This window comes from Pantoea endophytica, from assembly GCF_002858935.1.
In the GTDB taxonomy this organism is placed as follows: Bacteria; Pseudomonadota; Gammaproteobacteria; order Enterobacterales; family Enterobacteriaceae; genus Pantoea; species Pantoea leporis.
The window spans coordinates 448,043-473,788 of record NZ_PJRT01000033.1 but is presented as its reverse complement, the minus strand read 5'-3'; the positions used below and the strand labels follow the sequence as shown (position 1 = coordinate 473,788).

At 57.5% G+C, this 25,746-nt stretch carries 24 protein-coding genes and 1 pseudogene; 13 read left to right on the top strand and 12 right to left on the bottom strand.

Annotation, left to right across the window (positions count from 1 at the left end):
• Position 1 precedes the first annotated feature (1 nt).
• The 5 genes from PZBJ_RS22880 to PZBJ_RS22860 all read left to right on the top strand — a co-directional run bounded on the left by PZBJ_RS22880 (position 2) and on the right by PZBJ_RS22860 (position 5,364).
• Entirely contained in the window at positions 2–1,747 is a 1,746-nt protein-coding gene (locus PZBJ_RS22880) for a dihydroxyacetone kinase family protein (protein WP_101764430.1), read from the top strand.
• 3 nt (positions 1,748–1,750) lie between these two features.
• Positions 1,751–2,524, top strand: a complete 774-nt coding sequence (locus tag PZBJ_RS22875; RefSeq protein WP_101764429.1) for a triose-phosphate isomerase family protein — start codon at positions 1,751–1,753, stop codon at positions 2,522–2,524.
• Positions 2,524–3,333, top strand: coding sequence for a sugar phosphate isomerase/epimerase family protein (locus tag PZBJ_RS22870; RefSeq protein WP_101764428.1), 810 nt, complete (start codon positions 2,524–2,526; stop codon positions 3,331–3,333). The genes PZBJ_RS22875 and PZBJ_RS22870 overlap by 1 nt, the downstream gene beginning before the upstream one ends.
• Before the next feature lie 4 nt (positions 3,334–3,337).
• Positions 3,338–4,195 carry a phosphogluconate dehydrogenase C-terminal domain-containing protein gene (locus tag PZBJ_RS22865; protein ID WP_101764427.1) on the top strand — a complete coding sequence of 286 codons (858 nt, stop codon included), beginning with the start codon at positions 3,338–3,340 and terminating at the stop codon, positions 4,193–4,195.
• Positions 4,196–4,389: 194 nt separating this feature from the next.
• Positions 4,390–5,364: a sugar-binding transcriptional regulator gene (locus PZBJ_RS22860; protein WP_008104043.1), complete on the top strand. Its 975-nt coding sequence runs from the start codon at positions 4,390–4,392 to the stop codon at positions 5,362–5,364.
• On the opposite strand, the pseudogene PZBJ_RS22855 reads toward PZBJ_RS22860, so the two are convergent.
• Together PZBJ_RS22855 and PZBJ_RS22850 are read right to left on the bottom strand one after the other, a co-directional pair.
• Positions 5,365–5,899 (bottom strand): annotated as a pseudogene (locus PZBJ_RS22855) (nuclear transport factor 2 family protein).
• Positions 5,880–6,668: a type IV toxin-antitoxin system AbiEi family antitoxin domain-containing protein gene (locus PZBJ_RS22850; RefSeq protein ID WP_101764426.1), complete on the bottom strand. Its 789-nt coding sequence runs from the start codon at positions 6,666–6,668 to the stop codon at positions 5,880–5,882. Before PZBJ_RS22850 ends, PZBJ_RS22855 begins: the two are co-directional and overlap by 20 nt.
• 246 nt (positions 6,669–6,914) lie before the next feature.
• Between PZBJ_RS22850 and PZBJ_RS22845 the strand changes: the two genes are divergently transcribed.
• Positions 6,915–8,522, top strand: coding sequence for a dipeptide ABC transporter ATP-binding protein (locus PZBJ_RS22845; protein WP_101764425.1), 1,608 nt, complete (start codon positions 6,915–6,917; stop codon positions 8,520–8,522).
• On the opposite strand, the gene PZBJ_RS22840 is transcribed toward PZBJ_RS22845, so the two are convergent.
• Genes PZBJ_RS22840 through PZBJ_RS22810 form a run of 7 tightly spaced genes read right to left on the bottom strand, consistent with a single transcriptional unit; the run spans position 8,508 to position 15,960 of the window.
• Positions 8,508–9,326, bottom strand: coding sequence for a sulfurtransferase (locus PZBJ_RS22840; protein WP_101764424.1), 819 nt, complete (start codon positions 9,324–9,326; stop codon positions 8,508–8,510). The two genes, PZBJ_RS22845 and PZBJ_RS22840, sit on opposite strands and share 15 nt — an antisense overlap.
• Entirely contained in the window at positions 9,316–10,299 is a 984-nt protein-coding gene (locus tag PZBJ_RS22835) for an ornithine cyclodeaminase (RefSeq protein WP_101764423.1), read from the bottom strand. Before PZBJ_RS22835 ends, PZBJ_RS22840 begins: the two co-directional genes overlap by 11 nt.
• Positions 10,299–11,297, bottom strand: coding sequence for a 1-aminocyclopropane-1-carboxylate deaminase/D-cysteine desulfhydrase (locus tag PZBJ_RS22830; RefSeq protein ID WP_101764422.1), 999 nt, complete (start codon positions 11,295–11,297; stop codon positions 10,299–10,301). The genes PZBJ_RS22835 and PZBJ_RS22830 overlap by 1 nt, the downstream gene beginning before the upstream one ends.
• Positions 11,297–12,700 carry a M20 family metallopeptidase gene (locus tag PZBJ_RS22825; RefSeq protein ID WP_101764421.1) on the bottom strand — a complete coding sequence of 468 codons (1,404 nt, stop codon included), beginning with the start codon at positions 12,698–12,700 and terminating at the stop codon, positions 11,297–11,299. Before PZBJ_RS22825 ends, PZBJ_RS22830 begins: the two co-directional genes overlap by 1 nt.
• A complete protein-coding gene (locus PZBJ_RS22820) occupies positions 12,697–13,611 on the bottom strand; it encodes an ABC transporter permease (RefSeq protein WP_064738660.1) in 915 nt (304 codons plus the stop codon). The genes PZBJ_RS22825 and PZBJ_RS22820 overlap by 4 nt, the downstream gene beginning before the upstream one ends.
• A 1-nt stretch (position 13,612) precedes the next feature.
• Positions 13,613–14,473 carry an ABC transporter permease gene (locus PZBJ_RS22815; RefSeq protein ID WP_101764420.1) on the bottom strand — a complete coding sequence of 287 codons (861 nt, stop codon included), beginning with the start codon at positions 14,471–14,473 and terminating at the stop codon, positions 13,613–13,615.
• The gene (locus PZBJ_RS22810; RefSeq protein ID WP_101764419.1) at positions 14,470–15,960 is read right to left on the bottom strand and encodes an ABC transporter substrate-binding protein; all 1,491 of its coding nucleotides are present in this window, start codon (positions 15,958–15,960) and stop codon (positions 14,470–14,472) included. Before PZBJ_RS22810 ends, PZBJ_RS22815 begins: the two co-directional genes overlap by 4 nt.
• Before the next feature lie 168 nt (positions 15,961–16,128).
• Here PZBJ_RS22810 and PZBJ_RS22805 point away from each other — a divergent pair, with 168 nt between their 5' ends.
• From PZBJ_RS22805 to PZBJ_RS22780, 6 genes are all read left to right on the top strand, one after another.
• Positions 16,129–16,791, top strand: coding sequence for a GntR family transcriptional regulator (locus tag PZBJ_RS22805; RefSeq protein WP_101764418.1), 663 nt, complete (start codon positions 16,129–16,131; stop codon positions 16,789–16,791).
• A 162-nt stretch (positions 16,792–16,953) separates the two neighbouring features.
• Positions 16,954–18,054: an ABC transporter ATP-binding protein gene (locus PZBJ_RS22800; RefSeq protein ID WP_101764417.1), complete on the top strand. Its 1,101-nt coding sequence runs from the start codon at positions 16,954–16,956 to the stop codon at positions 18,052–18,054.
• 27 nt (positions 18,055–18,081) lie between these two features.
• The gene (locus PZBJ_RS22795; RefSeq protein ID WP_101764416.1) at positions 18,082–19,356 is read left to right on the top strand and encodes an ABC transporter substrate-binding protein; all 1,275 of its coding nucleotides are present in this window, start codon (positions 18,082–18,084) and stop codon (positions 19,354–19,356) included.
• Complete coding sequence (locus PZBJ_RS22790) at positions 19,356–20,270, top strand: carbohydrate ABC transporter permease (RefSeq protein WP_101764415.1); 915 nt, start codon at positions 19,356–19,358, stop codon at positions 20,268–20,270. Before PZBJ_RS22795 ends, PZBJ_RS22790 begins: the two co-directional genes overlap by 1 nt.
• Positions 20,267–21,085: a carbohydrate ABC transporter permease gene (locus PZBJ_RS22785; RefSeq protein WP_101764414.1), complete on the top strand. Its 819-nt coding sequence runs from the start codon at positions 20,267–20,269 to the stop codon at positions 21,083–21,085. Before PZBJ_RS22790 ends, PZBJ_RS22785 begins: the two co-directional genes overlap by 4 nt.
• 12 nt (positions 21,086–21,097) lie before the next feature.
• The gene (locus PZBJ_RS22780) at positions 21,098–22,006 is read left to right on the top strand and encodes a metallophosphoesterase (RefSeq protein ID WP_101764413.1); all 909 of its coding nucleotides are present in this window, start codon (positions 21,098–21,100) and stop codon (positions 22,004–22,006) included.
• A gap of 146 nt (positions 22,007–22,152) precedes the next feature.
• Here the strand turns inward: PZBJ_RS22780 and PZBJ_RS22775 are convergent, their stop codons facing one another.
• Positions 22,153–22,890, bottom strand: a complete 738-nt coding sequence (locus PZBJ_RS22775) for an HPP family protein (RefSeq protein WP_101764412.1) — start codon at positions 22,888–22,890, stop codon at positions 22,153–22,155.
• Between the two features lie 179 nt (positions 22,891–23,069).
• Here PZBJ_RS22775 and rluF point away from each other — a divergent pair, with 179 nt between their 5' ends.
• Complete coding sequence (gene rluF / locus PZBJ_RS22770) at positions 23,070–23,951, top strand: 23S rRNA pseudouridine(2604) synthase RluF (RefSeq protein WP_101764411.1); 882 nt, start codon at positions 23,070–23,072, stop codon at positions 23,949–23,951.
• 37 nt (positions 23,952–23,988) lie between these two features.
• Here rluF and PZBJ_RS22765 read toward each other — a convergent pair whose 3' ends face one another.
• Positions 23,989–24,729 (bottom strand): nitroreductase family protein, encoded by a 741-nt coding sequence (locus tag PZBJ_RS22765; RefSeq protein WP_101764410.1) that lies wholly within the window; start codon positions 24,727–24,729, stop codon positions 23,989–23,991.
• Positions 24,730–24,870: 141 nt separating this feature from the next.
• The gene (locus PZBJ_RS22760; protein WP_101764409.1) at positions 24,871–25,635 is read right to left on the bottom strand and encodes a hypothetical protein; all 765 of its coding nucleotides are present in this window, start codon (positions 25,633–25,635) and stop codon (positions 24,871–24,873) included.
• Positions 25,636–25,746 lie beyond the last annotated feature (111 nt).

The following is a 25,746-nucleotide window of genomic DNA, read 5'->3' as shown; positions in this document are numbered from 1 at the left end:
TATGACGTACCTGTTTAACCAACCTTCAGCCTTTGCCGCTGAGCTTATCGAAGGCTTTGTCGCCGCCAACGCAGATAAAGTCCGTCAGGTCGCCGGAGGCGTGGTGCGCAGCACCCGCAGCCAGCCGAACACGGTGGCGGTGATTGTGGGCGGCGGGTCCGGTCACTATCCGGCATTCGCCGGGTTGGTTGGACAAGGTCTGGCACACGGCGCGGCGATGGGTAACTTATTCGCTTCGCCGTCGGCACAACAGATCTACAACGTAGCGCGTGCGGCCCATAACGGCGCGGGCGTGTTGCTGATGTTCGGTAACTACGCCGGGGATGTGCTGCACTTCGGCCAGGCGTACGAGCGTCTGCGGGCGGAAGGCATTGCCTGCGAAGTGCTGGCGGTGACCGACGATATCTCCAGCGCGGGTAAAGATGAGCTGGAGAAGCGTCGCGGTGTGGCTGGCGATCTGTGTGTGTTCAAAGCCGCCTGCGCCGCGGCTGAAGCGGGTCACGATTTATCACAGGTCCTGCAGCTGGCACAGCACGCGAATCAACGCACGCGTACCTTTGGCGTGGCGTTTTCCGGTTGCAGCCTGCCGGGCGCTTCGCATCCGCTGTTCGAAGTGGAAAAAGGGCGCATGGCCTTGGGACTTGGCATTCACGGCGAGCCGGGGATTAAAGAGACCGACATGCCAAGCGCGGATGAGCTGGCTGAGATCTTCGTGGAGCGCCTGCTTAATGAACTGCCAGCCGATATCCCGCAGGCTGAAGGTCAGCGCGTGGCGGTAATCCTTAACGGTCTGGGCTCGGTGAAATATGAAGAGCTGTTTGTCGTCTATCGTCGCGTCGCGCAACTGCTGGAGGCCGCCAAACTGCAGGTGGTTGAGCCGGACGTCGGCGAGTTTGTCACCAGCTTCAATATGGCCGGTGCGTCACTGACGCTGATGTGGCTGGACGATCAGCTGGAAACTTTATGGCGCGCGCCGACCAATACGCCAGCGTACCGCAAAGGCAGCGTATTGGTGGCGGAACCGCTGAGCGCCGCAGAGCGGGTTGAAAGCACGGAAGAAGCCTTGCCAGCAGCAACAGCGGAATCGCAAGAGAGCGCGAAGCGCGTACTTCAGTTACTCGAATCCGTGGCGGAAACATTACAGCGTAACGCTGAGCGCCTTGGCGATATCGATGCGGTGGCCGGTGACGGCGACCACGGTATCGGCATGGAGCGCGGCGTGCTGGGCGCGGTTGAGAAAGCGCGTGAAGTCGCTGCGCGCGGTGCCGGGGCGGGCAGCTTGCTGTGCCGCGCGGCGGATGCCTGGGCGGATAAAGCGGGTGGCACGTCCGGCGCGTTGTGGGGCGTGGCGCTCACTGCATTGGGTACCGCGCTTGGCGATCGTCAGACACCAGATGCACAGCGTGTGGCCACCGGCGTACGTGAAGCAAAAGAAGGCATTATGCACTTTGGTAAAGCGCGCGTTGGCGATAAAACCATGGTGGATGTGCTGGTGCCGTTCAGCGACAGCCTGAATGAGGCGGTTGCCGCCGGTGCGTCGTTAACGGACGCCTGGCTGAAGGCGGCGCAGGTGGCTGATAAAGCTGCGCAGGACACCGCGCAGCTGGTGCCAAAAATGGGGCGTGCGCGTCCGCTGGCAGAAAAAAGCGTAGGCACGCCGGATGCCGGAGCCATTTCGCTGGCATTGATCGTCAATACCGTCGGCGATCTGCTAAAAGAACACAGTGCCTCTGAACAAGGAGCTTGAAGCATGTCTCAGCCAAAAATCTGGCTCGGCGTCAGTTTAAAAATGTATTTCGGCTATCAGCAAACCTTGCAATGGTGTCGTGATGTAGCGGCATTAGCCGACCATGCTGCGGTGAAAAACGGCGACGTGGGCTTGTTTGTGTTACCGGCTTATCCGGCGATTCCGGCGGTTGCAGCCATCTTCGCTGACACGCCGGTGCGCTTCGGCGCTCAGGATGTTTGCCAGGCTGAGAACGGAGCCTGGACCGGCGAAGTCAGCGCCAGTATGTTGCAGGAGTTAGGCTGCTCGCTGGCCGAAATTGGTCACGCCGAGCGCCGTCGTCATTTCCACGAAGACAAAGTGCAAATTGCCGCCAAAGTGGCGATGTCGCTGCGTCACGGCATCACGCCGGTGCTGTGCATCGGTGAAGAAGTGCAGGCAGAACCGCAGCAGGCAATCGCGCTGTGTCAGCAGCAGCTGGCCGAAGCGCTGGCCGAGTCGGCGCAGCAGGGCTTAAAGGGCGAAGTGTTCTTTGCCTATGAACCGCAGTGGGCAATTGGTGCGCCGCAACCGGCACCGGACAGCTACATCCGCGCCGTGTGCGCCGGATTGCAGCAGCTCGCCACGCCGCCCGGCATCACCCTGAAAATCATTTACGGCGGCAGTGCCGGTCCGGGGCTGATTCAGCGCCTTGGCGCGGACGTAAATGGCCTGTTTCTGGGTCGCTTTGCCCACGATCCCAAAGCGTTGGCACAAATTATTGATGAAGCCAGTGAGCTGGCTCAGGAGCGCCGTTAATGAGCCGTATCGGACTCAGTACCTACGCCTTTTTCTGGCGCATGTCGTCGAAAGTCCCTCATCCGCTGACGCTGGAGCAGATGCTGCAACAGACCGCCGAACTGGATGTGTCGGTGTTTCAAATCTGCGATTACCCGGCGATTGAAAGCTGGACTGACGCACAGCTGCTGACGCTGCGTCAGCAGGCTGATGCGCTCGGCATCACGCTGGAACTCGGCACGCGCGGCCTCGGCACTGCGCATCTGCGTCGTTATCTGCATATGGCGGAAATCCTTGATGCGCGCGTCATTCGTTCGATGTTCTACACCGCCGATCACCGTCCCACGCTCGACGAAGCCGCCGAGCTGATTGGCGCGGTGTTGCCGGATTTTGCCCGCCAGCAGGTGCGTCTCTGTCTGGAGACATACGAGCAGGTGAACAGCGGCGCGATGATGTCAGTGATCAACAAGTTCCTGTCGCCGTGGCTCGGCGTGTGTCTCGACCCCGCCAACTGTGTCGCCGGACTCGAACTGCCAGAGCAGGTGATTGCCAACACCGCCGCGCGCGTCGGCAATCTGCATATCAAAGACTTTGCCTTCACGCGCCGTGATGGCTGGGTCGGCTTTACCTTTGCTGGCTGCCCGATGGGCGAAGGCTTGCTGGATTACGACCGGATGATCGCCAGCGTGCGCCCGGCGGATAAAGGCATTAACCAAATCGTCGAACATTGGTTGCCGTGGCAAGACGATGCCGCTGTAACCTGCGAGCGAGAAGCCGAATGGACTCGCCGCACCGTTGAATTCTTACGTAGTAAACAAGATCAGGAGTAACAACATGAGCGTGCAACTGAAAACCATCACCGTGATTGGCGCGGGCGGCAAAATGGGTATGCGTATTTCTGCCAACTTCCAGAAAAGCGATTACCAGGTGTTTTACTGTGAGAACTCACCCAAGGCGCAAGAGCAGGTGAGCGCGCAGGGGCGCGAACTCTCTGATGCGGCCTCCGTGGTGCCATTGAGCGACGTGGTGATTCTGGCGGTGCCGGATATCGTGCTGGGCAAAGTGTCTGAAGGCGTGGTGCCACAGATGAAACCGGGCGCGATTCTGCTGACGCTGGATCCGGCGGCGGCCTACGCCAATCTGATCGCCCATCGTGATGGCATTGAATACGCGGTGGCGCATCCTTGCCATCCGTCGGTATTCCTTGAGCGTTACACCAAAGAAGAACATGCCGATGCCTTCGGCGGTATCGCGGCGATTCAGCACGTGGCGGCTTCCTATGAAACCGGTTCTGATGAGCAGAAAGCCGAGCTGAGCAAGGTGATCAGCGTGATGTACGGCCCGGTGGAGCAGGTGCATTGGGTCACCGTGACGCAGCTGGCGTATCTGGAACCGACGCTGGTGGAAACCGTAGCCTGCATGGTGGGTGCGTTTATGAAAGAGGCGCTGGATGAAACCGTGAAGCACAGCGGCGTGCCGGAAGAAGCGGCTAAAGCGATGTTGTACGGCCATATTCAGATCGCGCTCGCCGTGGCGTTCCGCGCGACCAACCCGTTCTCGGATGCCTGCATGATCGCCATGGAGTACGGTCGTGAGAAGATTGTGAAACCTGACTGGAAACAGATCTTCGATCAGAAAGAGCTGGATATCGTGATTGCCCGTATGCTGAAAATCGACGCCATCAAGCGCTAAGCGTGACGCTCGATCGACTCGCGGCGCTGTGGTCTGGCGAAGCGAGTCGTATCAATGATATAACTCCCTGCCAAAGTCAGATCTCGCCCCATTTTGTAGGGTCGCCATTTATGTTGACCTGGTGCGCATCAATTCGCACCCTACATGGCGCGGTCGCAACATCTTCATATAACGCCCAAAAAGACAGGTTACGGATGGAAAAAAACACGCTTTCTCAGGACTCCGAGCTGCTGACGGAAATAGCTGTTGCCTATTATCAGGACGAAATCACCCAGGAGGAGATTGCGCGTAAGTTTGGTATTTCCCGCATTAAAGTTGGCCGGCTGCTCAAACGCGCACGCGAAGAGGGCATCGTCGAAATCAACGTGCGCTACCATCCCGTCTTCAGCACCCGCCTCGAACAACAGCTGCAAAATCGCTTCCCACAACTGCAACGTGCGCTGATAGCGCTCGATCAGCCCGATCAGGAAGAGCAGCGACGTCAGGTCGCCGCGCTGGTGTCGTCACATTTAGCGCAGTCGCTGAAAGACGACGCCATTGTTGCCGTTGGGCAAGGACGCAACGTGGCCGCTGTCGCCGATTATCCCGGCCAGGTGCCGACGCGTAATTGTCTGTTTATCAGCGGTATTGGCGGCACGCATCGTCCCGGTGATGCCATTAACGCTGACCATATCAGCCGTCGTCTGGCGAAGAAGTTCGGCGGCATCAGCGAAACGCTTTACGCGCCCGCTTATGTTGAGAACCGGGCGTTGCGCGATGCGTTTATGCAAAACGGCACCATCAAAGAGACGCTGGACCGCGCGCGTAAAGCCGACGTGGCGCTGGTGGGCATCGGCGACATGAACGAAAACAGCTATATGGTGAAACTCGGCTGGTTCACACCGCACGAAATCATCGACGCCAGCGTGAATCAGGGCGTGACGGGCGATGTCGCTGGCTACGACTTCTTTAATTCGCAGGGCCAGCACGTGGATACCGTGATGAACGATCGCGTCATTGGGCTGAGCATTGATGAACTCCGCAAGATTCCCTGCGTGATCGCCATTGCCGCGGAAAATACCAAAGCGATGGCGATCCTCGGCGCACTGCGCACTGGCGCGATTGATATTATCGCCACCACCGCGCAGAACATCCGCACCATTCTGAGTTTGTCGCAGGAGAAAGTTTAGTTAAACGGCCAACCATTGCTTCGCGTCGTGTTTGATCTTCTGCTCCAGTTCACTGCCGCGCGTGGCAAATACCCGCTGTAACGGAAAGCCGCTCTTTTCCAGCAAATACGCCAGCGTGGCGTATTCACGCGGATATTTCGCCACCACCGCCGGATCTATCTCCACCAGACCCAGCGGGAAGGTAAAGGTCCCCATATCGTAAATACTTTGGCGACGTACCAGTCGCCAGACGCCAGACGCCGTCGCGTTTTTCAGCCATGTCATAAAAGCGGTTGTGGCATTCACAGCCGATATTCAGTTTTACATTCTCGGCGATGATCATCGCATTGGTTTCAAGAATCGGTTTGCTGCCACTTGCACTGAAGGTAATCGCCGGAGCGGCAATCAAATGTTTGGTGCGCAGATCGGATTTACCCATGCGCATTGAAACTGCGACAAAGTCACTCGCCAGCCCTTCAAATCTGGTAATTTCTATCGTGCCATCGGGGTGGAACAGATCGCGTAATTGCTCCCATTCACCCAGATCGAGGTGCATCCTCCTTTGGCACTGTAATGTTCCACTTATTATCAAGTCGGCCAGCTTTGGCAAGTTCACGTTTTCCGCTGCCAAAATCATATGCCTCCGGATGCAGGTGTTTAAGCCAGGCATGATTATGTCTTTCCGCCAGCCACATAAATAATCGCTTTGCTTTAATACTGGAGCAGGCTCGCAAAAGTGCGTCTATTTTACGCGGTGACAGCGTTGAGAGTCCTTGCATAAGTTGATCGGCATGTTCAAAGCTGATCGTTTTGGGTACGTCGTTTAACACTTCCAGCATGGCTTTTTCGGATCCGGAATAGTGCAAGGCTGGCAAAGAGTCATGCCACACCTCTTCGCGGAGGAATTTCTTCTCATGCATGAGTGATTCTGGCCAGATTTTACGCGTACTGTGGTAATCAAAATGCGTATTGATGCCGAGTTTGTTTAACCAGGTCGGCATCGGCGCCGCCGAGTAGAGCTGAACACTAACTAACTTGCCACGCGACTGATAGTGCGCCAAACCGTCTAACTCCAGAGCGGTTAATCCGCCGACATGAACCGGATGTTCCTGCATTCTTTGCAACGAAGTGACCACGCCTTTCCACAGTAGAGGTGCAGGTTCACGCATATAAACACCGGGTTTAAGCGATATCAACGTGCCGCTCTTCACTGCATTATCAATGAAGTGCGGGTTTAAATCGTTCTCCTGCAGCCATGTTTTCGTCGCGATTAAGCCAGCAGGAATCAAGCTTCTCAGCCGCTTTCTACTTTCAGCATTCAGCATAAGCCACCCGTTTGCGAATCATGTAATTGGCGGCGATTATTGCCGTCGATATGAAATAATATAAACCAATGATACAAAAAAGTTTATCATTTTACGATTCAACGGCAATCATCGCCGTTAATACGGCGTATTTTAAACCCGGCGTACAGCCTTATTCCGCCACGCGCAGTGCCATAACTTAACGGTCTTGTTCGTGCTATGTTCAGGATATATCCTGTATTTTTCCTTGTTGAGAATCCCTGCCTGATGACTAACGCGCGCTTGCTCTCGGTTGAAAATCTCTCGCTGCACACTCACGATCAGCGCTTGCTGGTGGATAACATCTCTTTTCATCTCGATCGCAAGGAAATCCTGGCGTTAGTTGGCGAATCGGGATCTGGCAAAACCTTGACCTCGCTGGCGCTGATGAGTTTGTTGCCGGCGGGCGTGCAGCAGAGTGGCGGCCGCGTGGTGTTCAATGGCGAGCCGCTGGATGCGCGCACAACCCAGCAATTGCGTGGTTGCCGCATCGCCACGGTGTTTCAGGAGCCGATGACCAGCATGAATCCCACGCTGCGTATTGGTGAACAGATTGCCGAAGTGCTGGTGCGTCATCGTCAGTTTGGCTGGAAACAGGCGCAGCAGGAAGCGATAGCGCTGCTGGATCGCGTCGGCATCGTCAATCCAGCGCAGCGCGCGCGGCAGTATATTCATCAGCTGTCGGGTGGCATGCGGCAACGGGTGATGATCGCCAGCGCCATCAGCGGTCAGCCGGAGTTATTGATTGCCGACGAGCCGACCACCGCGCTGGACGTTACTATTCAGGCGCAGATTCTGGCACTGTTGCAGGAGTTGCAGCAGGAGATGGGCATGGGGATCTTGTTGATCACCCACGATCTCTCGGTGGTAGCGCGCTACGCCGACCGCGTCTGCGTGATGCAGCAAGGGCAGCTGGTTGAGCAGGGCGCGGTGCTGAGTACGCTCGGCGCGCCAACGCATCCTTACACGTGCAAATTGATTGCTGCTTCGGCAGCGCAAATCCCCGAGGCGACTGCGCCGGTTGCACAGCCGCCGCTGCTGGTGCTGCGCGACATCAGTAAAAGCTATCCGCTGCCGCGCCGCATGCCGCTGTGGCCGGCCAAACGGCAAACCGTGTTGCATCCGGCGAATCTGTCGATTGCGCAGGGCGAAATTGTCGGACTGATTGGCGAATCCGGCTCCGGTAAAACCACATTGGGCAGTGCGGCGATTGGCCTGATTACGGCGGATGGCGGCGAAGTGCATTTTCAGGGGCAGCATTTGCAAGGACGTCAGCTGCATAGCTTACGTCGCCACACGCAGATTATTTTCCAGGATCCTTATGCCAGCCTGAATCCGAAAATCCCGGTCGGTGAGCAGATCGCCGAACCGCTGCGCGTCTGGCAACTGCGCAAAGGCGCGGCGGTGGATGCGCGAGTCAAAGAGCTGCTGGCGTTGGTGGGATTGAAAGCCGAACATGCCACCCGTCTGCCGGGCGCGTTCTCGGGCGGCCAGCGTCAGCGTATTGCCATTGCGCGCGCGCTGGCGATGGAGCCGAAGCTGCTGGTGGCGGATGAAGCGGTAGCGGCGCTGGATTTATCGGTGCGCGGGCAGATTCTGGCGCTGTTTAATACGCTGCGCCACAAGCTGGGATTATCGGTGCTGTTTATCAGCCACGATCTCGGCGCGGTGCGTCAGTTGTGCGATCGCGTGGTGGTGATGTATCACGGCAGGATTGTGGAATCGGGCGCGACCGCCAGCGTGATTAACCATCCACAGGACAATTACACCCGCCAACTGCTCGCCGCTGCGCCGGACGTGCAGCAGGCGCTGGCGCTGCGATCAGCTGCCGTGTAACAGCGGCAGTTCGTGATGTTCAGCCCATTCGTGCCAGGAACCGACATACACCGAAACATGGGGATAGCCCGCCAGTTTTAACGCCGCCAACACCGTGGCGGCGCGGGCACCACGATGGCAATAAACCTGCAACTTCGCGTTTTTACTCAGTCCTGCCGCCTCGGCGCGTGCGGCAATCTGCGGCGCTGATAAGAAATGGCCGTTGGCGATGACATCTTCCCATAACAGTAGCTGAGAATGTGGAATCCGTCCCGCGCGCTGACAGCAGGCATGCGCAAAGCTGCCGTCAAACTCGCTGGGGCGACGGGCATCCACGTTGATCACCGCCACGCCATCCGCTGCTAACACCTGTTCCCGGCTGCACACCAGCTCGCGATTCCACGCGGGTGCGTTGGCTGCCGGTGGATGCGCCACGGTGCGGCTTAATCCCAATCCCGGCGCGAGTTCATAGCCTGCCGCAATCCACGCATCCACGCCGCCATCCAGAATCAGCGCATCATCACGCTTGAGCAGCCATGCGAACCAGGCGCCGCGCGGTGAACGCATGCCAACCTGCTGCTCGAAAAACACCGGCGTGGCGTTGGGATACGCGGTAAACATCGGCTGCAGCGCGGTGGCGGCTTCGGCTGCCATCACCGCTAAACCTGTCTCGCTGCAATCCTCAATAAAATAGTCGTAGACGTTACAGTGCTGCGCGCCAGGCAAGGTGGCGCGTTGCCAGTCGGCAAATTCGCGGACATCGATCAGCAGAAACGCTTCGCCGTGCGCCTGGCGCTGATGCAGTGAAAGCACATCAATGATCATGCAGGACTCCTGAAAACAGCGACTGCAACGAACCGAGCTCGTCGTGCTCGGCGGCATGCAACACGCGGGCGGCGAGGGCGATATCAAACACGTTGAGGCCAAACGAGGAGAAATAGACGCTGTTATCGGGCTGTGGACGCCAGTGATCCAGCAGCAGCGCGGCGAGATCGGCCGCCACATCCTGCTCAGCAAACTCCCCGGCGCGGAACATCTGGAACAGGCTTTTGGCGCTGCGCTGGGCAAAATCGCCCCACGCATCCACCACCACCTTGCTGCTGGCTTTGATGGCGGCAAAACTCACTTCGTGATAACCGACCTGCACAATGATCCTACCGGGACGTACCGCTGCGGCGTCGACAATCGGCTGGTCGGCGCTGGTACAGGTCAGCACGGCGTCATAAGGCTGCGCCAGAGCGAGCGGCAGATCGGTTTCGATTTGCACTTCGCGCAACGCACTGAGTTTAAAAGGAGAGCGATTCCACACGCCAATCTGTTCCAGCTGCGGAAACAACTGCTGCAGCATGCGCAGATGTGCCTGAGCATGTAAACCGGCGCCGAGCAGCAGCACGCGCTTTACCGGACGCGGTGCGGCCAGCTGTAACGCCAGTGCGCTCACCGCCGCGGTGCGCGCCGCAGTGAGTGCTCCGCTGGCCAGCAAGCCGCGCGGAATGCCGCTCTGCGCATCGTTAATCAGGGTCAAGGCTAGGGCGGCGGGCAACGCATCCGGTCGCTGTGGACGATGTGCCGTCCACTTCACGCCTGCGGCATTGTAGCTGCCGCCAACGCGCGCCGGTAAGGCATACGCTTTACCGAGCGGCGTACCGAGGTCGATGTGATTTTCGGCGGGCATCTGCGCCTCGCCGAGACGCATCAGCTGAATCACCGCTTTGACGTCTTCCAGCGCCAAAGCGACATCCCCGCCGCCTAATTGCGCGACGGTGGCTTCATCCAGTACACGCAATAAGGCTTCCATTACGCCTCCAGCAGGCGATCGGCGAAGGGATAAAGCGCCGGAGAACCGCCACAATGCACGAAGGTCACGCGCGATCCCTGCGGAATGCGCCCCTGTTCGACCAGCGAGAACAGGCCGTGCATCGCTTTACCGGTGTAGACCGGATCCAGCAGCACGCCTTCCAGTTGGGCGAGTTGATAGATGGCAGCGATGCCGCCGTCCGATGGCACGCCGTACGCCTGACCGACATAACCATCCTCAATCCAGATATCCTCCGGCTGCCACTGCTGCGGCCATTGCAGCAGATCGGCACAATCCTGCGCCATGCCGGCAATGCGTGGCTGGAACCAGTCGGCTTTGGCGCTGACGCTCACGCCAATCACCCGGGTATTGGGCCAATAGCGACGCGTACCCACATGCAATCCCGCCAGTGTGCCGCCGGAACCGGTGGGCGCGACGATGAAATCGGGTGCGGGCGTCTGGCTGGGTGCCAGCTGCGCCGCTATCTCTTCCACTGCGCGTACATAACCCAATGCGCCGAGTGGCGTTGCGCCACCCAGCGGAATAATCATGGGGGTTTCACCTTGCGCGAGAGCCGCATCCGCGTGCGCCTGCATCGCACCTTCAATCTGGCTGAAATAGCCGTCGGGATCGAGGAACTGCACCTCGGCCCCGAACAGCTTATCCAGCAGCAGATTCCCCTGCCAGCTTGCGGGCGGATTGCCCCGCAGCACCAGCACCGGACGCATACCAAACTTGCGTGCGGCGGCAGCCACCATGCGGGCGTGGTTCGACTGATGCCCGCCGGTGGTGATCACCACATTCACGCCTGTTTTGCAGGCCTCCGCCATCAGATACTCCAGCTTGCGGACTTTGTTGCCGCCGCCGCCGAAGCCACTGTAGTCATCACGTTTGATCGTCAGCGTAATCCCAAGTGCCTCACTGAGCCGCGGCAGCGGCTCGTGAGGAGTGGGGAAGAAGCCGAGCGGAACGCGTTCAAACTCTTCTACTGATTTCATTATTTACTACCTTTATTTTTGTGTACTGCGGTGTTTCCCTGGTGTGACGCGACCCGGCCAATGGCCGAATCATTGAATGCGTTGAGCCATAAGCTCATGGATTGCTGGAAGCGTTCGAGCCCCGCCAGCGTGACAAACTCATTGACGGCGTGCGCGTTGCCGCCGTGGCCTAATCCGCCAATCAGAAAGGCGGGCGCAACGGCCGCGAAAGCGTAGGCGGGCGCACAGCCCGGCGCCCACGGCCAGATTTGCGGTGCCGCGCCCAGCGTTTGATAGCTGGCGATTAGGGCATCGACGCCGCTGGCGCTGCGACTAAAGCGCACGCCGGGATAGCGATCAAACAGGTGCAGCTCGCTGCCGGCTAAATCGGCTTGTGCCAGCCGCTGCTGCACGTCGGCAATCATCGCGTCCTGATCGAAACCCGGCGGGATGCGAAACGCCAGTTCCGCGCTGGCACGGAACGGGATGACGCCGCGTCCGCCCGGCGGATCGCTGTGCAGTTCTGCCAGCGTTAACACCGCGCTGCCGAGCAGCGTTTGCAGGCAGCTCAGCGTATCGCCGGCGATCATCAGGCGCTGACTGCGACGGAACTTCAGTTCGTCATCGATGCTGAATTCGGCGGCTAAGGTCGCCAATAATTGATTCGCCTCATCGTCCGTGGCGTGACACGCCAATACGCCGCTGTGTTCTGCTGGCGCGATGGCATCTAATGCCTGTACTAAACGCCACGCCGGATTGGCGATCCAACCGGCATTGCTGGCATGAATCGCGGAGGACGGTCCGCCCCATGCGCCGCCGGTGACGCTGAGGCGTCCGCTGGCCAGTCCGGTAAAGCCGAGATAGACGCGCGGTGCGCCGCCACCGTATTCACACAGTGACGGAAACAGCACGGCTTCAGCGGGAGCAATCGGGCAAGGCTGTTGCGCCAGATAACGCCGCAGCGCGCCGCTGCCCACTTCCTCTTCACCTTCAAGCAGGATTTCGATATTAAAATCGAGCTGCTGGCTCTGCTGCAGTTCACGTAGCAGAATCAGCAGGGCGGCGACCGGGCCTTTATTGTTCTCTGCACCGCGTCCGACAAATACCGCGCCGAGATCGTCCCAGTGACACACGCCACCGACAAACGGCGGCACATCCCAGCCGGCCTCATCCGCAGGCATTACGTCATACATGTTGTACAGCACCACGGTTTTGCTGCTGCCGTTATCGATGCGTACATGGACCAGCGGCGGGACATCATCGGTTTGAGACGCCACCGGATAGACGATCGCGGCATTCAGCTGCGCCACCATCCACTGTTCCAGCCAGGCGGCCAACCCGCGCTGCGAGGTTAACTGACCGGCCACGCTTGGCCAGCGCGTCAGTTCACTCAGCAGTTCAAGCGTGGCGTCAAGGCGACTCATAAACGAATCCTCGGGTTCAGCACCAGATAGAGCAGGTCGATCAGCAAATTTATCGCCACAAACACCACGGCGGCGAGCAACACAATCGCCTGCACCAGCGGGAAATCGCGGTTTTGAATCGCCTGAATCGCCAGACGACCAATGCCGGGCCAGGCAAAAATAATCTCAGTCACCAGTGCGCCGCCAAGCAACGAGGCGAAATACATGCCCTGTACGGTGATCACCGGAATCAGTGCGTTACGCAAACCGTGGCGTACCACGATGCGCCAGGCGCTGAGCCCTTTGGCGCGCGCGGTGCGGATATAATCCTGTTGCAGCACATCCAGCAGGCTGGCGCGCGTCAGGCGTGCCACGGCGCTCATGTAAAACGCACCCAGACTGAGCGCCGGCATTACCAGCGCGGCGAAAGTGCCGTAACCGCTGGAGGGCAGCCACTGTAACTTCAGGCTGAACAGCAGAATCAGCAGCAGCCCGAGCCAGAACACCGGAATCGCCTGGCCGGAGAAGGCCAGCAGGCGACATAACAAATCCCACAGGCTGTGCGGCCGCAGGGCGCTGATAATGCCGAGCAGCAGACCGAGCAGCGAACTCCATGCCAGCGCACTCACCGCCAGCAGCGCCGTCGCCGGCAGACGTTCGGCAATCAACGCCAATACCGGCTGGCTGTAGCGCAGCGATTCACCAAAATCCCCGTGCAGCACGCCGCCAAGATAGTGGCTGTATTGCCACAGCAGCGGACGATCAAAGCCCATGCTATGACGAAAAGTAGCGATCTCCTGCTGGCTGGAGCCGGGCGGCATCATCAGCGCCGCCGGATCGCCCGTCATGTGCAGGCTAAAGAAAATCAGCAGCGACACGCCGAGCAGCACTAATACCGATTGGCCAAGGCGATTGAGCAGAATGTTCAGCATCTTAATCCAGCCTCGTATGCGTGCGACGTAGCAGCGCATCGCCGAGCAGGTTGCAGCCAATCACCAGCGCTGCAATCACCAAACCGGGATAGAGCACCAACCATTGCGACAGCAGCATGTAAGAGCGACCTTCGCCAATCAGATTGCCCAGCGTTGGCGTGGGTGGCTGAATTCCCATACCGAGAAAACCCACTGAGGCTTCGAGCACGATCAGGCGTGGGATATCCAGCGTTAGCAACACCACCAGCGGCGTCAGCAGATTGGGCAGGATATGCCGTAGCAGTATGCGCAGCGGCGAAAAGCCCATGGCGCGCACCGCCTGAATATATTCCAGTTCCCGAATCTCTAAGGTTTTGGCGCGCGCCACGCGGGCATAAATCGCCCAGCTGGTGCAGCCCATAATCACAATGATGTTGGTCAGTGATGCGCCCATCAGCGCAATCACTAGCAGAATCAACAGAATAAACGGCACCGCCAGCTGGATGTCGATCAGTCGCATGATCAGCGCATCAACCCAACCGCCGGCGTAACCGGCGATCATACCGAGCGCGACGCCAATCACCGCGCCAATCGCCGCCGCGACCAACACCACCAGCAGCGACAAGCGCGTGCCGGAGAGAATGCGCGCCAGCAGATCGCGGCCCAGTTGATCGGTGCCGAGCCAATGCGTGGCTTGCGCACCGGGCGAACCCGGCGGCAGGAACATCTCATTGAGATTGTTACTTAAGGCATCGGGCAACGGCAGCCACGGAGAGAGCAGCGCCGCGGCAATCACCACGATCAGCAAAAGGCTGCCGATCACCGCATCGCCGTAAATCAGGCGGCGCGGACGGCGCTGCAGCACGGTGCCCGGTGAAATCATTTCAGCCTCAGATCAAACAGCGGGATGCGGGCATCGACGCGGCCTTTGAAGTTGAGCGACGTGCTGTGCGCATACAAGGTATCTTCACGGTACAGCGGCAGCAGCGGCTGTTGTTCCGCGACGCGTTGCTGAATCTGCTCTAACACTTTTTTGCGCGCAACGGGATCGACAATCTGACGGCTTTGATCGAGCAGCTTATCCAGCTCTGCATCATGCACGGTGGAATAGGGCTCGCCGCTGCGCAGGATGGGGAACAGCGCGGCATCAGCATCCAGCGTCTGCGTGGATCCCCACGCCAGCATATACATCGGAGCCTGTTTCTGGGACGCGACCTGCTGGGTGTAAACCGACCATTCCGGTACCTCCAGCTCGGCTTTCACGCCAATGGCGGCTAAATCCTGCACGATGGCTTGGGCTACATCGGCGCTGGCAATATAGCGGCGCGGCGCCTGGAAGCGCAGGCTAAAGCCGTTTGCGTAACCGGCTGCAGCCAGCAGCGACTTGGCTTTCGCCACATCCTGCGCGGTGGCCGGAACCGCCAGATAACCAAAGTCATTAGCACCGGCCATGGTGCCGGTTGGCGTACCGAAACCGTGCAGCAGCTGTTGGGTATAAGCCTGACGGTTTAACGCCAGCGAAAGCGCCTGACGGACGCGCACATCACTCAGCGGTTTCTCATCATCTTTAAGGCCGAGGTAAATCGTCAGCCCGCCGCCTTTTACCTGTTCCAGTTCGACGTTGGGGCGATTTTTCAGCGCTGGCACTAAATCGGCTGGCACGCTTTCAATCAGCTGCACTTCGCCGGTCAGCAGCGCGGTGAGGCGTGCGGTGGCTTCGGGAATCGGACGCCAGGTAACGCGATCAATCGCCGGTTTGCCGCGCCAGTAGGTTTCATTGGCGACCATCACCACTTTTTCATCCGGGATAAAGCTATCCAGCTTGTAAGCGCCGCTGCCTACCGGTTTGCGTGCGAACTCGCTGGCGCCGACTTTCTTCACGTACGCTGGCGGCACAATGTAAGCCGGGTAGCGGCTCATGCGCGTGGGCAGCAGAGGATCCGGGCCGTTGGTGTGGATCTGCACCTGATAGTCGTTGATCACGTCCACCGATTTGATGGTGCGGATATAGGAAATCGTCGGTGCGTGATTGGCGGGGTCTAAAATACGATCGATGGAGAACTTCACCGCTTCGGCGTTCACCGGCTCGCCATCGGTAAATTTCACGCCCTGGCGCAGGGTAAATTGCCAGGTGGTGTCGTTAATCGCTTTCCACTCAGTGGCTAAGCCCGGCTGTAATGACATGTCATCGGCGCGGCGCACTAAGGTATCGAAGAGGTTGTCGACTAAGGTGGCAGATTCTTTGAGAAAGCCGGGATCCATCGCCGTGGCAGACGTGGGTTGGCCAATGGTCAGTTCCGCTGCCTGTACGGCTGGCATCAGAGCAAATAGCAACGCGGTGGTGGCAAACTTCACTGCAGGTAATCTCATAACGTTTCCCAAAATTGCCAACGGCAAGGTAGTGAAAAGAGTGGATACTGCCAGAATCAAGACTGTGCTTATTTGTAATACATGATATATCCTATAATCTGGCAAGTTGGCAATAAAACATTAAAAATAACTTACCATTTGCGAAATTCAGTAGAAGGCCCTCAACGTATGATCGAAATGGATAAAGCGCAGCGCATGAGTTTGACCGCGCAGGTGGAATCGTCACTGCGCAGCGCGCTGATTGTTGGCAAGTTAAAACCTGGCGCACGGCTGGTGACGCGCGATTTGGCGGCTCAATTGGGTACCAGCATCACGCCGGTGCGTGAAGCCTTGTTGCGACTGGTTTCTGCCGGAGCATTAGACGCCACGCCAGCTGCGGCGTTTCTGGTCCCGGAAATGACGCGCCAGCGCTTTGATGAGATTACGCTGATTCGTAAGCAGCTTGAAGGTTTAGCGGTGAGGGCGGCGACGCCATTTTTGGGAAAAAAACAGATTTCCGAGCTGAAAAAACTCTGCGCGCGCTTTATGCAAGCCAAACAAAGCGGTGATGCCGAGGCGGCGTTAGAAGCTAATCGCGCGTTCCGTTTTACGCTCTATGGCTATGCGCAAATGCCAACGCTGGAGGCGCTGATCGAACAGCTTTGGGTGCAGATCGGTCCGTGCTTTAACTATCTCTATCCGCAGCCGGCCGAGGTGGTGAATGGGCATCATAACTATGATCACCTGCTGGAAGCGTTACAGGCCGGCGATGCGGTCACCAGTGAAAAGATATTGATGAAAGCGATTGATGATGGGGCTGCGATTTTGCATCAGCACTATTTCAATCAGTAAAAAGCAAAAGAGCGCGTGAACCTTGCCGCTACTAAGCGTGCAATTATTTGTAGCGGCGTAATGCATTGCGCATCTGATTAACCGCGCGGTCACCGCAATGACATAAAACCTTCATTTCCTTCCGCTAGCTTACCGCCATTCTGATTTCTGGATTGCGGATGCATGAGCCACCTTTCGCTTCACCACATCACTAAAGCCTGGGGCGAGAAAATCGCCCTGGACGACATCAGCTTCGACGCGGCAGAAGGCGCGTTTGTCGCGCTGCTCGGTCCTTCGGGCTGCGGTAAATCGACGCTGCTGCGCACCATCGCCGGACTGGAAACTGCCGATCGCGGGGCGATCCACTTTAATCATGCCGATATCACCCATCTGCCGCCGTCGCAACGCAAGCTATCGATGGTGTTTCAGTCCTATGCGCTGTTTCCCCACCTTAACGTGCGCGAAAACCTGCTGTTTGGTTTGAAAGCGCGCGGCGAGGAGAAACAGTCGTTTGCTGCCCGCCTGGATAATGTCAGCAAGCTAATGGAGCTGGATAAGCTGCTGGATCGTTTGCCATCACAGCTCTCCGGCGGACAACAGCAGCGCGTGGCGCTGGGCCGTGCGGTGATCGCCAATAACACGCTGTGTTTAATGGATGAGCCGCTGTCGAACCTCGACGCCAGGCTACGGCAAAGCATGCGCCGTGAAATCCGCGCGCTGCAGAAGAAACTCGGCTTGACCATGCTGTACGTCACACACGATCAGACCGAAGCGATGAGCATGGCCGACAGCATTATCCTGCTCAACGATGGCCACATCGAACAGCACGGCACGCCAGACGATCTCTACAACAATCCCGCCAGCGTGTTCGCCGCGCAGTTCATTGGCGCACCGCCGATGAACATCCTGCCGCTGCAGCGCAATGGCGCGCATCACTATCTGCTGCATCTCACCGCGCCGGTGGTGGAATACCGCGACGCGCCGCTGAGCCTTGGATTGCGTGCCGAAGATATCCAGCCGATCGCTGCAGAACAGGCGGCGCTGACCGCGCGGGTGATCAGTTCTGAATATATGGGCGCTGATACCTTGCTGGTGTGCCTGCTTGCTGGCATCAGCGAACCGCTGACCATCAAAGTGCCGGGCATGCAGCGCTTCACCGATGGCAGTGAAGTGGGATTGCAGTGGTCCGCCGCGCGGCAATATCTGTTTCATCGCGAGAGCGGTAAGCGCTGCGTGCCAGCCGAACAACAGATGTTTGCTTCACAGAAAAAATACGCTGTTTAACCGTTGTCATTTGCCCAAGGGAAAATCATGTCTGCGATTCGTTATTCACGTCTTTCTGCATTAGTCCTCGCCATCACCACCTCAGCTTTTGCGGCTGAACCGGTCAAGCTGCAAATGTATTATCCGATCGCGGTGGGCGGCAAAGTGAGCCACACCGTGGATTCGCTGGTGGCGGATTTCCAGAAAGTGCATCCGGACGTGAGCATTCAGCCGGTGTATACCGGTGATTACGCCACCACCGTGACCAAAGCGCTGACCGCATTTCGTGGTGGTAACGCGCCGCAGCTGGCGGTGATAGGCGATATCGAAGCGTATTCGCTGATTGATGCCGGTGCGATTGTGGCGGCCAGCGATTTAGCGCAGGGCGAGGAAGGCAAAAAATGGATCGACGGTTTCTATCCGGCGTTTCTGCGTCACATTGACGGTAAAGTGTGGGGCGTACCGTTCCAGCGTTCAACCGTAGTGATGTACTGGAACAAACAGGCGTTTGAAAAAGCCGGTTTGAATGCCGATACGCCACCGGCCAACTGGCAGCAAGTGGTCGAGTTCAGTAAGAAACTCACGATCAAAGATGCCAACGGCGTCAGCCAATGGGGCATCGAGATTCCTTCCACGCCAAACGGCTACTGGAACTTCCAGGGCTTGTCCGCCACCAACGGCGGTCGCCTGGATAACGGCAAAGGCACCGCGGTGCACTTCAATACGCCGGGCAACGTGGAAACGCTGCAGTGGCTGACCGATCTCGGCCAGAAAGAGGACGTGTCGCCAAAGGGTGCCATTGCGTGGGGCACCACGCCGCAGGACTTCATCAGCGGCAAAACTGCCATGATGGTGACCACCACCGGCAACCTGACCAACGTGCGTGATAACGCGAAATTCCCGTTCGGTGTGGCGATGCTGCCGGAGAAAACCCAGCGCGGCAGCCCAACCGGCGGCGGTAACCTGTATGTCTTTAAAAATGCCTCACCAGAACAGCAGAAAGCGGCGATGGAGTTTATCCGTTGGGTAACCTCACCCGAGCAGGCGGCGCGCTGGAGTATCGCCACCGGTTATGTAGCGACCTCTCCGGCGGCATGGGATACCACGGTGATGAAGGATTACGTTAAAGAGGTTCCTCAGGCATTGGTGGCGCGTGAACAGCTGAAGTATGCGCAGCCAGAACTCTCGACTTACAACAGCGTGCAGATTCAGGATGCGCTCAATCACGCGGTAGAAGCGGCGGTGACGCAGGCGAAAACGCCAGCCGAAGCGCTGGAAGGCGCGCAGAAGCAAGCCGATCGTCTGCTGAAGTCTTATCAATAATGACGAGCACGATTCTCACCGTCGCGCCGGTTCGTCGTCCCCGGTTATGGTCGATGCAGCTGTATGGCTACCTGCTGATTTTACCGGCACTGAGTTTTTTACTGCTGTTTACGCACTATCCGGCGGTTGCGACCGTATGGGAAAGCCTGTTCAGCGCAGCACGTAACGGTCGTCCAGCCCATTTTGTTGGGCTGGATAACTATCTCGCGCTGCTGGATGACGACATCTTCATCCAGTCGCTGTGGAATAATCTGCTGTATGCGTTGATCACCATTCCGCTGGCGGTCACGCTGGCGCTGCTGATGGCGCTGGCGGTCAATCGTCATATGCGTGCCAATGCGCTGGTGCGCACCGCGTTCTTTATTCCTTCGCTGCTGCCGATGATCGCCATCGCCAATCTGTGGCTGTTCTTCTACACGCCGCAGCTGGGTTTGCTGAATAAGCTGCTGGCGCTGTTTTCGCTGCCAGCGATGAACTGGCTCGGCGAACCGGGTAGCGCCTTGTACTGTTTGATGGCGGTATCGGTATGGCGCGAAGCGGGCTTCTTTATGATCTTTTATCTCGCCGCTTTGCAGCAGATCGATCCGCGCCTGAGCGAAGCCGCGAAGATAGAAGGGGCGTCACGCCGCTATTTCTTCCGGCGCGTGCAGTGGCCGCTGCTGATGCCTACCACGCTGTTTGTGCTGATCAATGCCTCGATGAATGCCTTTCGCATTGTCGATCAGGTGATCGCGATGACCAACGGCGGGCCGAATAACAGCAGTAGCTTGCTGCTGTTCTACATCTACCGCACTGCCTTCAGCTTCTGGGATATGCCCGCCGCAGCGGCAATGACGGTGGTGCTGCTGGTGATCCTCGCCGCGATTGCGCTGCTTAAATTCAACCTGCTGGACAAGCGAGCCCATTACCAATGAAGCCGACAATCACGTTTGGTCGCCTGTGCCTGAATACGGGCATTGGGCTTGCCGCGTTGCTGTGGTTTTTACCGATTCTGGTGGCGATCTGGGTGGCGATTCATCCGGCATCCGATCAGGCGAGCTTTTCGCTTTTTTCGCCGCTGACCTTGCAGAACTTCGTTAATGCCTGGCACGCCGCGCCCTTTGGTCGCTACTTCCTCAATACCAGCTTGCTGGTGCTGATGATTGTGGTGGTGCAGCTGATTCTGGCGACCATGGCCGCTTACGCATTAGTGCGCTTCCGCCTGAAATTTTCCGGCGCGATCTTCGCGCTGATCCTGCTGCAGCTGATGATCAGCCCCGACGTGCTGATTCTGAATAACTACAAAACCATCGGCGCGCTGGGTTTCCGCGATACGCTGACCGGCATCGCGCTGCCGTATTTCTCCTCGGCCTTCGCCATCTTTCTGCTACGCCAGACCTTTAAAAGTATTCCGCTGGTATTGGAAGAGGCGGCGATTGTGGAAGGTGCCAGCCGCTTTTACATTCTGCGCAAGATTTACATCCCGCTGGCGAAGCCGATCTATGTGGCGTTTGCGCTGGTGTCGATCAGTTTCCACTGGAATGATTTCCTCTGGCCGCTGGTGATCACCGATTCGGTCAACGTGCGGCCGCTCACCGTGGGCCTGCAACTGTTCTCGGCGCCGGAGCAGGGCGTGCAATGGGCATTGATTGGCGCTGCTACGTTAATGACCACCTTGCCGCTGTTGGTGCTGTTCCTGATTTTCCAGCGTCAGTTTATTCAATCTTTTATGCGTGCTGGTATTCGCTAAGGAGTGCTTTTCGTGTCTTATCCGCATCCGCTGACTGAACTGCAGCGTGAACTGCTGGGCGATGTCGCCGAGCTCTATGCCTTGCCCGATGTGCGTTCCGCGCCGCTGAGCAGCACGCTGCGTTTTGGTTTGATTGCCGATCCGCAATATGCCGACATCGACGCCGATATGGCGAAAAATCTCTACTATCGTCACGCGCTGCATAAGCTGCCGCAGGCGATTGCGGTGTTGAATCAGCAGCCGCTGGATTTTGTCGTTACGCTGGGGGATTTAGTCGATCGCGACTGGAACAGCTACGCGGCGATATTGCCGATTTACGATCGCCTCGAACATCCACATGCGGTGGTGCTGGGTAATCACGATGCGCAGACCATCGCGCAGCATCTCAACGAAGCCGCTGCGCTACCCAAAAGCTATTACGCCTTTGGGCTGCAGGGCTGGCGTTTTATTGTTTATGACGGCAACGACATCAGCCTCTATTGCAACATGCAGAACGGTGACGATCGCAAGCAGGCGGAGGCAATGCTGGTGGACCTGACCGCGCGCCAGCAGCCGCAGGCGAAACCCTGGAACGGTGCGGTAGGAACGCAGCAACTGGCGTGGATTGAGCAGCAGCTGCAGCAAGCCCAGCAGCAAGGGGAGAAAGTGGTGGTGTTTGGCCACTATCCGCTGGCGCCGCACAACAGCCACAACTTACTCAACGGCAGCGTGCTGGCAGAGCTGCTTTCTAGTTACAACATACTATGCTGTTTCTCTGGACACGATCATCGCGGCGGCTTTGCGCGCATCGGTCAAACAGGCTTCTATACACTCAAAGGGATGCTGGATGGGGCAGAAGAGGTGCCGTTTGCGGTGGTTGAAATTGAGGGCGATGAAGTCATTGTGAAAGAATACGGTGTAGCGTCGCCATTTATGGCGTAATGCCGATCAGTTAAGCATCACATCACGGCACATTTCGTAGCGGCGCGATTTATCGCGCAATGAATTGCGCCGCTACGATTTGTGCGCGCAATAATATGTGTTTTTATCTCTCAACTGACAAACATTACGCCATTTATGGCGACCACTCATGATGATGCCGGCATCTGCCCGCGCTGACGATGTGTCGCAATCTCTTCGGCGCGTTGCAGCAACTGCTGCAAATCATCCTCATCGATATCCAGCACTTCACCGCTCTCCAGCGCCTGATGCAGGTCTTCACGCGTAATCGCTACGTCGATCACCACAGGCGGCGCTTTGGTTTCCGTTGCCGCCAGCGGATGCGGATAACGACGTCCGGCGAGATTGTTAAACAGCAACGCCAGCAGCGCGAGGCAAACCGAGTTCAACAGCACCGGCGTCAGAATAAAGTGGTAACCCAGCTGCTGGACGCCGTTACCGCCCAAAATTGCGGTCAGCGCCACCGCGCCGCTCGGTGGATGCAAACAGCGCAGTTGAAACATCAACGCGATCGTCACACAGGCCGCGATACCACACGCCAGCGCGGGATGGGGAACCCACAGCGCGGTGGTGACGCCAACAACGCCCGCCACCAAATTGCCGCCGACAATTGACCACGGCTGCGCCAGCGGACTGTTCGGCAGACCAAACAGTAATACCGCTGAAGCGCCCATCGGCGCGACAAACCACAGATTCACTCCACCCAGCAGCCAGTGGCTGGTCAGGCTGGTCATCATTAAACCCAATCCCGCGCCAATGCTGGCGATGACCATCTGCTTTCTGCCTCCCGGTAACGGATGGGGCCAAAGGCGGGCCAGAAAGGTGCGCACGGAGGTTATCCACGTCACCGATGGCTGATTTGTCATTACGGAATCACTCTGTCATAAGAAAAAACGATGGGTGCGAATTGTCGCTGATCGATCCGTTGACAACAACCACATTGTTAGTGTGCTGTTATATCGTGGTAAGAGAAATGCTGATGATTGTCGCGAGGCTTAACCAACGCCTAAGGTTGCTGTATAGTCCGTTTTTTTTCGGAGGAACCATGCTGCCTAACTCATCCACACGCCTGAACAAATACATCAGCGAGAGCGGAATCTGCTCACGCCGTGATGCCGATCGTTACATCGAGCAAGGCAACGTTTTCATAAACGGTAAACGCGCTGCCGTCGGTGCGCAGGTGTTTGCAGGGGATGAAGTCAAAGTGAACGGGCAGCTGATTGAGCCGCGTGACGAAGAAGACTTAGTGCTGATTGCGCTGAACAAACCGGTTGGCATCATCACCACCATGGAAGAGGGTGAGCGTGACAACATTGGTGATTTCGTTAATCACAGCAAGCGCGTGTTCCCGATTGGTCGCCTGGATAAAGATTCGCAGGGACTGATTTTCCTCACCAACCACGGCGATCTGGTGAATAAAATCCTGCGTGCCGGAAATAACCACGAAAAAGAGTATGTGGTCACCGTTGATAAACCGATCACCGATGAATTTATTGCCGGAATGGGCGCGGGCGTACCGATGCTCGGCACCGTCACCAAAAAGTGCAAAGTTAAAAAAGAGTCGACCTTTGTCTTCCGCATCATTCTGGTTCAGGGGCTGAATCGTCAGATTCGTCGAATGACCAAGCACTTCGGCTTTGAAGTGACCAAGCTTGAACGTACGCGCATCATGAACGTCAGCCTGAAAGGCATTCCGCTCGGCGAGTGGCGCGATTTGACCGATGACGAGCTGATTGATCTGTTCAAACTGATTGAAGACTCATCATCCGAAGATCAAAAAACGCAGAAGACGCAGGCGAAAAAGAAACCCGCCAGCGCGGCGAAAAAGCCCGCGACGGTTGGCGCTAAACCGGGTGAGAAAGCGGGAGCAAAACCGGCTAATCGCCAGCGTTTCGCCCAGCCAGGTCGTAAGAAGAAAGGGCGTTAATTTTCTTTCCCCGCGCACAGCGCGCGGGGAAAAGCCGTCACTTGTCGTTGCCAAACCCTTGCTTCTTCAGCGCGTCCAGCACGTGCGGGAAGTAAATCTTGTGATAATAACCGCTAACGCTTTCACTCCAGCTCTCGCCATCCTCACGTCCGGTATTTTTCCAGTGCTGCACCATCTCCTGATTATAGGCAGCGATGTGTTGCTCCAGTCCATCACGTTGATAGCGCTCTTCATGACGGAAGGTAGCCAGCGGCAGACGCGGCTTCTGATGCGCAGGCTGATCGACATGGCCAATCACCACGCCCGCTACCGGGAATGTATATTCCGGCAAATCCAGCAAGCGGATTAACGCCTGCGCATCGCGACGAATACCGCCAATCGGCACAATGCCCAAACCTTCTGCACGCGCTGCCGCCATGATAGAACCCAACGCAATACCCACATCGGTTGAGCCCGACACAATGCTTTCGATGCTCTGCTGCGCGATCTGCTCGCGGTCGATAGCGTTCATCGCCAGACGCGATTTATGCATATCCAGCACCAGGGTAATAAACACCGGCGCTTTGGCAATCCACGGCTGACCGCCAGCAATCTGGGAGATTTGTGCGCGTCTTTCAGCATCGCGCGTCACCACCAAAGAGACCTGCTGCGAGTTCACCGAGGTTGGCGCGCGATACGCGGCCGAAATGATGCGATCCAGCACCGCATCCGCAACGGGAAGGTCGGTAAAACTGCGATCGCTTTTATGACTGGTGAAAATATCGATTAATGAACTCATGGATCCTCCTGATTGGGAGGCGAGAGCGTAGCAGAAGAGAGAGTGATGTGACTTAACCGTTGTTGCCGTGGCTAACTACTTCTTTTGAATAAGCAAAGTGCGGAATGGGATAAGCGATGAGACCGGTGCATAAAGCACCGGCTAAGCGACTCTGGCTTCAGCGACAGCCGGATGAACGCTGCGATCGGGTCCGCTCAGCATCACCGGTTTACCGGAGCGTAATCCGCGCTGGAACTGGGTCATGCGTTCATGGCTGATCCCGGCACCGCACCACAACAGGTGATGATCGTGGCGGCTTTCTGAACTGTACAGCATCGGTTGTGAGGTTTGATCCACCTCGACGCAGAACCCTTGTCCGGTAAGGCGAATGGCTTCCAGCCACACTTCCGTTTCATCGCCGGTGCTGACCACTTCCAGTAACAGTGGCATCTGCTGCTGACGGGCTGAAGCGCGTTTTACACAGTCGCTGTGATGAACGATCGCTTCATGAAAGCGCGTTAACCGACGCGATGCGCCGCGACGCGTATCATCACGCAGCCAGCGGTTGAGCGGTTTCATCAGCACATTGACGAAATCGTCGCTGCTGTAATCGCCCGCCAGATTGCGCACAGTACGCGCCAGTTCTCGATCAGAGCCTAACTCCAGTTGCCGTAACAGATCGCCGCGGCGTGCCACCCAACCAGACCAAGAGTAATCGAGCCCGCAGTGTCGGCCTTGATAGATTTGCCACAGCGTGGCGCCACCCGAGGTCAATGCCATCATGGCGAGCACTTCATCAACCTGATGTCGGCTCCAATCCTTATTGACGTGATTCTCAGAAATTAATCCACCGCGCAACCAGCGACGTAAATTGGCGCGGTTGGCACCGGTAATGGCGCAAACGGTTTCAGTTGAATAAAAGTTCATTACGAGCCCTCAGATAGAGGGTGAATGGCCGTGGGTGCTAATCCAGGATGAGTGACCATCCTGAACCTTATCTGTATGGATTACCAGTATCTTTACGTAACTGTGCATAAA

Coding starts and splice junctions, on each gene's coding strand:
- PZBJ_RS22850 (WP_101764426.1), bottom strand. CDS start 6,668: ATGCTGAATGCTGAAAGTAGAAAGCGGCTGAGAAGCTTGATTCCTGCT.
- PZBJ_RS22805 (WP_101764418.1), top strand. CDS start 16,129: ATGATCGAAATGGATAAAGCGCAGCGCATGAGTTTGACCGCGCAGGTG.
- PZBJ_RS22800 (WP_101764417.1), top strand. CDS start 16,954: ATGAGCCACCTTTCGCTTCACCACATCACTAAAGCCTGGGGCGAGAAA.
- PZBJ_RS22815 (WP_101764420.1), bottom strand. CDS start 14,473: ATGATTTCACCGGGCACCGTGCTGCAGCGCCGTCCGCGCCGCCTGATT.
- PZBJ_RS22790 (WP_101764415.1), top strand. CDS start 19,356: ATGACGAGCACGATTCTCACCGTCGCGCCGGTTCGTCGTCCCCGGTTA.
- PZBJ_RS22795 (WP_101764416.1), top strand. CDS start 18,082: ATGTCTGCGATTCGTTATTCACGTCTTTCTGCATTAGTCCTCGCCATC.
- PZBJ_RS22830 (WP_101764422.1), bottom strand. CDS start 11,297: ATGAAATCAGTAGAAGAGTTTGAACGCGTTCCGCTCGGCTTCTTCCCC.
- PZBJ_RS22810 (WP_101764419.1), bottom strand. CDS start 15,960: ATGAGATTACCTGCAGTGAAGTTTGCCACCACCGCGTTGCTATTTGCT.
- PZBJ_RS22775 (WP_101764412.1), bottom strand. CDS start 22,890: ATGACAAATCAGCCATCGGTGACGTGGATAACCTCCGTGCGCACCTTT.
- PZBJ_RS22875 (WP_101764429.1), top strand. CDS start 1,751: ATGTCTCAGCCAAAAATCTGGCTCGGCGTCAGTTTAAAAATGTATTTC.
- PZBJ_RS22845 (WP_101764425.1), top strand. CDS start 6,915: ATGACTAACGCGCGCTTGCTCTCGGTTGAAAATCTCTCGCTGCACACT.
- PZBJ_RS22835 (WP_101764423.1), bottom strand. CDS start 10,299: ATGGAAGCCTTATTGCGTGTACTGGATGAAGCCACCGTCGCGCAATTA.
- PZBJ_RS22880 (WP_101764430.1), top strand. CDS start 2: ATGACGTACCTGTTTAACCAACCTTCAGCCTTTGCCGCTGAGCTTATC.
- PZBJ_RS22865 (WP_101764427.1), top strand. CDS start 3,338: ATGAGCGTGCAACTGAAAACCATCACCGTGATTGGCGCGGGCGGCAAA.
- PZBJ_RS22840 (WP_101764424.1), bottom strand. CDS start 9,326: ATGATCATTGATGTGCTTTCACTGCATCAGCGCCAGGCGCACGGCGAA.
- PZBJ_RS22820 (WP_064738660.1), bottom strand. CDS start 13,611: ATGCTGAACATTCTGCTCAATCGCCTTGGCCAATCGGTATTAGTGCTG.
- PZBJ_RS22765 (WP_101764410.1), bottom strand. CDS start 24,729: ATGAGTTCATTAATCGATATTTTCACCAGTCATAAAAGCGATCGCAGT.
- PZBJ_RS22870 (WP_101764428.1), top strand. CDS start 2,524: ATGAGCCGTATCGGACTCAGTACCTACGCCTTTTTCTGGCGCATGTCG.
- PZBJ_RS22760 (WP_101764409.1), bottom strand. CDS start 25,635: ATGAACTTTTATTCAACTGAAACCGTTTGCGCCATTACCGGTGCCAAC.
- rluF (WP_101764411.1), top strand. CDS start 23,070: ATGCTGCCTAACTCATCCACACGCCTGAACAAATACATCAGCGAGAGC.
- PZBJ_RS22785 (WP_101764414.1), top strand. CDS start 20,267: ATGAAGCCGACAATCACGTTTGGTCGCCTGTGCCTGAATACGGGCATT.
- PZBJ_RS22860 (WP_008104043.1), top strand. CDS start 4,390: ATGGAAAAAAACACGCTTTCTCAGGACTCCGAGCTGCTGACGGAAATA.
- PZBJ_RS22825 (WP_101764421.1), bottom strand. CDS start 12,700: ATGAGTCGCCTTGACGCCACGCTTGAACTGCTGAGTGAACTGACGCGC.